A 1,424-nucleotide genomic window follows, 5' to 3' on the forward strand; every position below is an offset into this window, starting at 1 on the left:
CGGCTTTTTGGGAAGACGGCCTCGATAGCCTGCATCATCCCACACAGGCCATCCGTGCAGAACAGATATACATCCAAAACACCCCTGCTTTTGAGGTCATTCAGCACATTCCGCCAGAATTTGCTGTTTTCGTGCTCTCCGATCCAGACTCCCAGGATGTCCTTCCTTCCATCCATGGTGACACCCAGCACCACATAGGCTACTTTGGTCACGTACCGTCGATCTTCCCGAACCTTGTAGTGAATGGCGTCCATGAACACGAAGGGATATACCGGCTCCAACGGGCGGTTCTGCCAGGCTGTGACCTCCGGCATGATCTTTTCACTGATCTTCGTTACCAGCTCCGGAGAGATCTCCACGCCGTACAGTTCCTTGATCTGCTCAGCGATATCCCGCTGGCTCATACCGCAGGCGTACAGCGCCAGAATCTTATCCTCCATCCCGTCTGCATTCCGGTCATACTTGCCGATGATCTTGGGCTCGAAGGAGCCGTTCCGGTCCCGGGGCACCTTGATGTCCACTTCACCCAGCTGGGTCTTGACGGTCTTCTTCGTGTAGCCGTTGCGGTAGTTTCTGGGGGGTCCCTCCGGCGCGTCCGAGCGCTCGCAACGCTCTCGACCAAGCTCCTCGTCCATCTCCACTTCCATGACGGTCTGGATGACGTCCCGGAACATTTCCTTCATGGCCTCCATGATCTCCGTCGTGCTGGTGAAGTGCTGGCTCTGAACGTATTCCTTCAACAAATCCTGTGGTACTGGCTGCATAATCTTCGTCTCCTTCGTCTTGAATGTTTGATCTCATTCTTGACTCAGTCGAAGATTTTCATACTGTCGAGGAACGTCGATTACACAGAATTTTCGGCGGTCTCACACGGTGCGAGAAAGCCACCTCTCCCTTTTCTCCCTCGCTGCGGCTATGGAAACCGTGGAAAACCGCAAGTGGTTTACACACCGTTCCCACAGCCTGCACTTACCCTCTTATTCCTCTCCGGCTTTCTCCCTATACAGAGAAAACGTGTTCATTTTTGTTCCGAGAACGTACAGTTACCGTGATAGGTAGAGCACAGTATGTCAACACGGCATAGAAAAACAAATGGCATACAGGAGGGATTATCCTCCAAAAAGCCCCGAGACGCAACAAAAAGAAGCCCAGCACGCGCCGTTTGACGTGATGCTGGGCTTCTCCTCATTACAGCGATTTCAGCGGGTAAAACAATGCTCTGTTTGCAAGAAGCACTTTCGCATTTTGCCAAATGGTGTAAAAATGTTCTATGCCGTAAAATTCCACATCCAAAGGCGTACCGTATACGCTCTGCGGGTCTGTCCCAAATTCTGTGTAAACACCGAAATGCGGTGCAAATAGAGCAAAATATATTCAAGGTGGAAGTGGTGCAAGCTGCTGCCGCCTTGTTTTCAAAATAACAG

Annotated in this window: 1 protein-coding gene; it reads right to left on the bottom strand. The window is 51.6% G+C overall.

Translation table 11 applies throughout. The features are described 5' to 3' along the window. The coding region (locus ACTNBU_RS12570; RefSeq protein ID WP_441034442.1) for an IS256 family transposase at positions 1 to 764 on the bottom strand (764 nt) is incomplete at its 3' end. Positions 765 to 1,424: the final 660 nt, after the last annotated feature.

Source organism: Dysosmobacter sp. HCP28S3_G4 (genome assembly GCF_052065175.1).
Classification (GTDB): domain Bacteria; phylum Bacillota; class Clostridia; order Oscillospirales; family Oscillospiraceae; genus Oscillibacter.